Below are 8,667 nucleotides of genomic sequence, written 5' to 3' on the forward strand. Positions count from 1 at the left end.
ATAAGGTTAAATGAACCATCTCCTTTAGATAAAGCTACCCAGTTATTAGAAATCCCATCACTTTGTAAATTAACAATGTCATCTTTGCCGTCTCCATTAAAGTCTCCTATCAATTGCTGAGAGTTATTTTCATCTCCCCAATATCCTGATGTTAGCCCTGTTTGATAACTATTGTTAGAATTAGTTAGAGAATATGCTCCTTTTAAGTTAAACGTACCGTTACCATCAGATAAAGCTACCCAGTTATTAGAAATCCCATCACTTTGTAAATTAACAATGTCATCTTTCCCATCTCCATTAAAATCACCAATTAATTGCTGAGAATTATTTCCATCCCCCCAGAATCCTGTAATTAATCCTTGAATAGTATATTCTTTATTATTGCCAAGACGAAAAGTCTCAATTTTTTGATTGGCAAAATTTGAAATAATAATATTATCAGACAATTGCGAAATTTCTGCTGATGGATTACTAGAATCTTTAACAGCAATGATTAAATTATTTCCCCGTTGCTCTACCAATAAATCGGATACATTAATACTTGCATCAAGCTCTATCGTATCAAATCCACCAGTATCACTAATAGTAACCGTTCCCATTCCACGACTATAAATATAAACATCATCTCCCAACCCACCATTAAGAGTTGCTCCTGAAGAAGCAATTAAAATATCATTGCCAATACCTCCAGTATTTCTGACAATTTTACTGGCATTTGCTCCCATATAAGTATCCGAAACTTGAGGCGCATCTAAATTTAAAGCCATTGCTTTAAGCTTAATCACGAACCAATTAACCACCTGTTCCGCTTCTAACGTTGCTACCCCATTTTTAATAATAAACTTAAAACGACTACCATCAGCAAACCTGACTACCTGATCAGGCGTAACCGTTCGGCCATTGACAATAAAATTACTACCCGCCATAGATACCGATACCTGAGACGGCAAAACATTCACATCAAAATCAACAAACTTATTCTCTGGATTCGTTAAAACGGGAAGATTAGCAGGAACTTGTCGCAATGCTAAAATTTGCTGATCCGCAATAGAAATAGCATTATCATCTAACTCTTGAATCGTCTTATCATAGAGATAGGGATTATCCTTATAAATGCCATATTCTCTGGCAATATCCAAATCCTTAGATAACGCTAAAACAGTGGTGGCTGGAGAAGTTTTTAAAACGCGCTTCAAATAAAGATCGCCACCTTCAATTTTAACCGAACGAATCTGACTTAAAATTCCCCAATTAAGCGCACCATCAACATTATTTCCCCATTTAAGACGACCATCAGGCGTATGGGATAAAACATCCCCGTAATGCCCATAAATTCCCCAATAACCATCAAATGCTTTTCCACCAACAATCAACAATATACTGTTAAGGTTGCTAACTACTGCTTCTCCCATTTGTTTGGCAAGTTCAACGTTACCACGATGCTCTTCTCTAATGCTTGGTTGCATGGCAAAAGCATTTTTACTGGAATCAAAATATAAATCAGCAAAAGCACGCGGTGGATCTCCTCCTCCAAAAATTTTTCCAACAATCTTACCTAAACCTTTAGTAATAATAAAAGAAAGAGGAGCTATTGCAAATGCTATAACAGGTGAACTCTTGACTAAAGAACCATACCAAGAGCCAACTAAGTTACAGACTGCTGCTCCTATTGCTGCCCCAACGACGGGAATAGGAATCAACGTTTGACCTAAAGTTGCACCATAGGCAGTGGCTAAACTAGCCGCAATTTGTGATTCAGTGCTATCAGTATTAAATAAAATATTAGATAATTTACTACCATAATAAGAACCCACAATCGAACCAGCAGTTGCCGCTAAACTATTAACTAAATCTAATTGCTCCCAATCAATCCCTTTAAGGTTTCCCAAATTATCATACTTACCAGGCGCACCAAAAAACTTGACTGCCGTTTCTGCATCTAAATGAGTTGCTGCCAGAGTCGTAATATAATTGGAAGTCGTCGTCGTAATTAATCCACTAAAAGCGATCTGAGAGAATCGGTCTTCAATTTTAAAAGTCTTGATTAATGAATTAGCTAACCTGCCACTTTGCAAACCAATACCCGTTGAAATAACACTAGCCGGCAATCTTTTATAAATTGCGCCTAATGATAATGATTGCTGACTGCGGTTACGAAAAGCAGGATCATCTGATAAGTCAAATTCATAAACAATAGCATCACCAGCCCAACTCCCTACCGTCTTACCTAACGACTGGGCGACAAGCTGACTAGCAAATTTATCATTAGCAAAATAAGACCCAATTTGACTACCAATTGAAGCCCCAATAAACCCACCCGTTGTTACAGGTTGATACAGAGCAAGAGAATCATTATGAACCCGATAATATCCCGCAATATATGTATGTAATTCTTCAACAGTGAAGTTATAAACTGTATGCTTCCCTTCAACAGATTTAATACCCGGATGAGGGATCAATTTACCCGTTACACCTACCAAAAAGTCATCAGGGTCAATTTCACTTAAAGCCTTAAAATTGCCATCAGCTTGTAGAAAATGATGCCCTAAAGTAACTTTAATATTACCTAATTGAACTACTTCTTGATCTGGTGTGATAAAGGTTTGAGTAACTTTGCGTGGTTCCAGTTTTCCCAAGCCATTAAACGCCATTACTTCATCGCCAATTTTTACTTGTTCAATGGGTTTGTATGTACCATCTGACATTAAGATTGGTGTTTCTGCGGTGAAGCAGTAATTTATCAAATCTTCTAAAATTTCTGGATTAAAAACTAGCTTTTTACCTTCAGGATATTCACTTAATAAGTTATATCCCCATCCTGGCGCTATTAAGCTATCATCAGAAACTTTTTTTAAATCATTAAAACCCATGGCCACTCCCATTGTAGTAGCCCACGCATTAGAATTTTGCTCTTCAGACGAGTACCACAACCAAGGTTGATATCTAATATTTTTTGTGTTTAGGAAATCATTTACCTTTAAGGCAGCCTGGAAACGCGCTCTTACATCTGATTCACTACTCTTATATTGATAAATCGATTGATGAGGGGTATTGGCATATTCTATTCTTGAATAGCCTCTTAATGTATCACCCCATAATCCAACAGCAACTTCATCCCATTGTCGTGTATTTGTGTTAAATACAGATGAAAACCCATTAATTTCTCCTTGTGGGTTACGATTGCCGTCTAACATTACCCAGTAGTTATGAGCGTAAAAACCTCCAAGGATAGGTAGTTGACGTAATTCAATAGTCCAGTCGCTTGGTATTTTGTCTGACATTCTTATGTTTTCTAATCTTGATGGTTCTTCGGTTTGTGTTATGCAATGTACGGGGGTTATAAGGGACGGAACCCTTATACAGAAAAACGTTTGGCGATTTTTGTCAATTGTTTTTGATCTAGAGCGAACTAATCAATTAAATCTCTTGCCAGATAAGGATTTAGTCGATTTATGCCACCCTATCGAACCATAACAAGTAACGAAGAGCCAGTAATGTAGAGTGGACATTGCCCACAATTTGCTTTGCTATTAATTATTCAGCCGAGTCAGCCAGTTCTTATACAACCGCCCAACTAGCCGGTGTGGGTTAGGGTTGAGGACTGTCAAACCATCAAAGCACAAGTCACCCATTCACGCCTTCAAAATATTGTTATTGTGAGAGGGCGATCGCTCTTGCAACTTCAGGTTTAGCCAGTCCTTGGTGATCTATAGTTCACCAAGCTTCTGCTTGTTGCCTATATTATATACGGAAAGCTTATCTCTGAATTACTTCCTCACCATGAAAATTTTAGCGGGTGATGGCGAAGGGGATAATTTCCGCTAAAACTCCCCCCCCAAAGCAATCTTACTCCTTGTCATGGCGAAGATGTGATCGCTAACGTCAAAGCTGGGCAGTTAAAGTATTTAACCAATTGATTAAATCTTCAACCGTAGAGAAATCGAATAAAGCTTCTCCTAATACTTCGACATCATCAATACTTAACTCCATAATTTTAGTTTCCAATGAAGGATTAATCTCCCCTAACTTGCGTTTAATTTGACGAAGAATCAATGTCTTTTCCCGTTCAATACCTTGTTCGATACCTTGTTCGATACCTTGTTCAATACCTTGACGCATCCAACTGGTAGTAATTTGCATAACTCCCTCCTGTACGGGTTGACTAAATGTGCTAATCTCTTGTTGAAATTGTATCTCTTCGACCGGATTTAGATTGAGATAAGTATCAATAAATCCAGAAATTAATTGCATTTTTGCTGGGTTTAAGCTTAAAGTGATTAACAAGCGCAGACATTCCGCCTTCACCTTGGCTCGCTCTTTCTCGGCAATGTTCATCTTAGCCATCAAAGCTGAAGCAACTGGATTCGGTTGATTGAGAAAATCTCGCCAATTTAATCGATTTAACTGTACTACTTGATAGTTAAATTCTAATACCTTAAAATCGGGAAAATCGACCACATATTGACTAATCGCTTCTCTTTTTGGCTTTGAATAAGAAAAAATTACAATCGGATAAATCGGTAGGACAAATTTCTCATGAAAACGAGCAAAATAAGTAAACATTCGCCGGTTAAACCATTTTCGAGAACTTTCCTGCGCCTCTACATGAATCAGAAAAAAAGATTCTTTTCCTCGAAACTTAACCTGTGCGACTAAATCGCTTTCATACCTTTCTCCTTCCGTGACATCGGTAAATACTTCTTTGTCTAAAAAAGTAATCGAGTCCCTATCTAAATAATCTATCAATTGAGGGAAAAACAACTCGATAAATTCGACAAAAAAGGTGGATATTAACTCCTTAAATAGGCGATCGTGGTCAATATTATTAGTCATGTAATATCATCTTAACTAATCTGAGTGATGAATGACTACTCTTATGTATTGTATTCTGAAAAGTCGGTTTCGGCAACGGATTGTTATGACCTCACCCCCTTAACCTACAGCGATTGCCAAATTCGCCCAAAATCCATCAGATTGAGCTAAATCGAACAAACTATCGCAAACAGCAGGAAAGAACGGCAACAGGGTAGAAGTCATGACATTAACTGCAAAGGTTTACTGCTAACAGTTTTAGCCCAACAATCCCCAATTTTTCAAGGTTGCTATCACAAAAATTAACATTTATTACAAGAAAACGGGTTTCTCGAAGAAACCCGTTTTCTAAATATTTTCTCGAAGAAACCCGTTTTCTAAATAAAGGCAATCACTCTCCCCAATTCATAATTCCAGGCTCCCTTCTCCCCTATCATACTTTGTGCTTTTTGTCAAAAAAACTTTTTTTTTGCAATAAAACTACACAAAAAAAAGATCATCGTTGTGGGCGAAATTGACTGATTTACCCGTTTTAATTAGGATCACCTTCTAGGTGTGGCAAGGGTTTCAACCATTGCTGCCCAAAAAAGCACACAATAGCCCATTATGAAATTCTATCAAATCGCTGTAACCATGATAACGTCGTTGTTAAATAAAAATCTTTCTCAATTAATTCTTAAGAATTTATAAATATTGCGGAATGTTAATTTAAATATTCTCAAGTTTTTACAGTCAATAAATAATTTTTGCTTATCTTTGTCGGAAAATAGAACTTCTGCAAAAATCCAACATCTACCATGGGGTTAGGAGTCTCCGAGTCAGGATTCAGGAGTCAGGATTCAGGAGATTATTTTATTTATTCTCCCCACACCCCACACCCGTTCGGCTGAGCTCACGGCCGAAGCCCACACCCCACACCCCACACCCCATACCCCACTTATTCAACAAACATGAAAGAATCGTGGCGAGAACGTCTGAATATCTCTCGAATAGCGATTAATGCCCCGAGGTTAACCATTGCCTTCTGGTTAGCGGTGGCCGTGGCGGGAATTTTGGCTTTTAGTTCTCTAAAATACGCTCTTTTCCCCGATATCAGCTTTCCAGTCGTAATAATTAACGCTCAAGCGGATTTAGCTACTGCTATCACCACGGAACAGCAATTAACTAAACCCCTAGAAAATCCCCTTTTCTCTCTCCCCGGTCGTCGTGATATTTCTTCGACTACTGCCCCCGGACAGTCAGTAATCAGCATTTTCTTTAAAATTGGTACAAATTTAGACAAGGCCACTGCAGCAGTTAAACAGACTATCTCGCAAGTCCCTTTACCCCCTCAAGCTACCACAGAAGTTATCCCCGTTGATTTAAATGAGTCGGCAACAGTCACCTATGCGCTGGTGCTTGCCCTGAGCCAAGTCGAAGGGAGTGAGCAGAAAAATCTAGAAGAATTAAGCCAAATCGCCCAAGATAATTTAATTACACCCTTAAAAGCTCTTCCTGGTACGGCTAAAGTTAATTTACTCGGTCAAGGTACAGTTAGAGAAGATAATCCCCATAAAAGCTTAACCCGACCATTACCCACGCTGGTGCGCTTTAACGGTCAAGAAGCGATCGCAGTGCAGGTAATCAAAAAAGGTGCCGCCAATAGTCTCGATCTGGCCGCTCAAGCAGAAAAACTGGTTAAAGACATAGCACAAAAACTGCCCGATGTCAAGATAATTTTAGCTGAAACCCAAGCGGAATATATTCGCGCTGCCCTACAAGGCACGATCGATGATTTACTTTTGGCAGTTTTGCTGTCGGTGCTGGTGATCTTGATATTTTTAGGCAGTTTCGCCGCTACGGTCATTTCTGCTCTGGTTATCCCCCTATCTCTTTTGGGGACTTTCATTATCATGGCCATCTATGGGTTTAATCTGGAAACCCTGACACTGCTGGCTCTCGCTTTGGTGATCGGCATTGTCGTGGATGATGCGATCGTGGATGTGGAGAATATTTCCCGTTTAATCGATGCGGGGGAAACCCCGAAAAATGCGGCACTTAAGGGGACAAGGGAGATCGGATTAGCTGTCACCGCCTCCACTTTAACCATTGTTGCCGTGTTTATACCCGTGGCTTTTATGGGGGGTGCGGTGGGACAGTTTTTCCAACCCTTCGGTTTAACTGTCTCGGCTGCGGTGATTTTTTCCCTGTTGGTCGCCCGAACTTTATCGCCAGTTTTGGCAGTATATTGGCTGAAACCGCAGTCACGGGCAAAAATGACGAAACAAAAGCGACCGATTGAGAACGCCTATCGACGGCTCTTAAACTGGTCATTACGTCATCGTTTGCTGGTCATTGCTATTGCCCTAATTACCTTTTTGGCGGGTATTGCCCTGATTCCTTTTATTTCTAGGGGATTTATTCCCCGACTCGATCGCGGCGAGTTTAATCTGGTTTATACTTCTCCTTTGCCGAAAATAACACAAATTAGTCCTAATAAACCGACGGCTAAGAGTTCTAGCGATAGTTTCGCTTGGATTTCTCAGTTAGCGAGTTCTCCCGAAAGTTTTCTCCTGCGTCGCACTATCCGCGATGGCAGCAAATTAGAAGCGCCGATTTTGCGGGATGGGGAAGTGGAATCGACTTTTATGATCGCCGGTTTACGCGGTGAGCCGAATCGGGGCAAAATTCACGTTAAACTGAAGGGCGATCGTAAATCTCACACCAGTGCCGTGCAGCAACGGATTCGGCAAATTTTACCGCCAATTAGAGGGGTGAATGTCAGTGTCGAGGACATTCCTTTTGTGCAGACGGAAGCGGAAAAGCCGATCCAAATTGCGATTAAAAGCGATAATTTGCCACTATTGCGCGATAGTGCCGAGAAATTGCGGGTTGAGGCCGCTAAAATCGCCGGTTTAAAGGATATTTCCCTATCATCTAGATTAAATGAGCGGGGGGATTTTTTGGCGATCGAGCGTTTAAATGGTCAACAGGCGATTTTTCTCAGTGCTAATCTCAGTCCAGATTTAGGTTTAGAAGATGCGGCGATTAAAATTGAAGGGATTCCTTTACCGGAAGGGATAACTTTACAGCGTTGGGGTACTTCTTCTCAAAGTAGCGATGTTTTGGGCAGTTTTGGTCGCACTTTAATCCTGGCGACAATTTTAATGTTAGGAGTTTTATGGTTATTATTCAGAAGACTGCTAGAAACTATCGTCATCGCTTTATGTTTACCTTTAGCGATTGTGGGGGCAATGTTGGGGTTATTGGTAACGGGTAGTGAGTTTAGTATGATTTCTCTGATCGGGTTTATCTTCCTCTTGGGACTACTCGATAAAAATGCTGTGTTATTGCTGGATTATACTAACCAATTGCGTCAACAGGGTTGGAGTCGGGAGGAAGCGGTTTTAGAAACGGGAATGATTAGGTTAAGACCGATTTTAATGACCACTTGTTCGACAATTTTAGGCATGATTCCGATCGCTTTGGGATTGGGTACTGGTGCTGAATTGCGGCAACCCATGGCGATGGTAATTGTGGGAGGTTTAGTCACTTCTTCCCTGTTGAGTTTAATTGTTGTGCCTGTGTTATATCTAAGTTTAGAGGATGTTTGGAACCGGATTAAAGCCGGTCAAAAGTAGCTAGTTTTACCGTCCCTTTAGTTAGGGTTGGGTGCATCACACATTTGCGGAAATACCGAGAATCAGCAGTTATCAGTGACTCTTAAATTAGTATAAAAATATGAACAATCGCGTGTAAGCATCCCACCGAAAAGCTAATGCGCGGGGGGTTTGGGGGCGGCACTTCGACACGCTCAGTGACCGCGCCACGCCCCCAACGGGGGGTTTGGGGGGTAGAACCCCCCAAAAGCTTGGA

Annotated in this window: 2 protein-coding genes and 1 pseudogene; 1 reads left to right on the forward strand and 2 read right to left on the reverse strand. The window is 40.4% G+C overall.

Going from position 1 to position 8,667, the window contains the following annotated elements:
• A pseudogene (locus IM462_RS07250) lies at nt 1-3,281 on the reverse strand (hypothetical protein); the annotation flags it as partial.
• 601 nt (nt 3,282-3,882) lie between these two features.
• Nucleotides 3,883-4,833 carry a DUF4351 domain-containing protein gene (locus IM462_RS07255; RefSeq protein WP_287702064.1) on the reverse strand — a complete coding sequence of 317 codons (951 nt, stop codon included), beginning with the start codon at nt 4,831-4,833 and terminating at the stop codon, nt 3,883-3,885.
• A gap of 929 nt (nt 4,834-5,762) precedes the next feature.
• Here IM462_RS07255 and IM462_RS07260 point away from each other — a divergent pair.
• The gene (locus IM462_RS07260) at nt 5,763-8,432 is read left to right on the forward strand and encodes an efflux RND transporter permease subunit (protein WP_287702066.1); all 2,670 of its coding nucleotides are present in this window, start codon (nt 5,763-5,765) and stop codon (nt 8,430-8,432) included.
• The last annotated feature ends 235 nt before the right edge of the window (nt 8,433-8,667 follow it).

This window comes from Microcystis sp. M144S2 (assembly GCF_020246065.1).
GTDB lineage: Bacteria > Cyanobacteriota > Cyanobacteriia > Cyanobacteriales > Microcystaceae > Microcystis > Microcystis ichthyoblabe_A.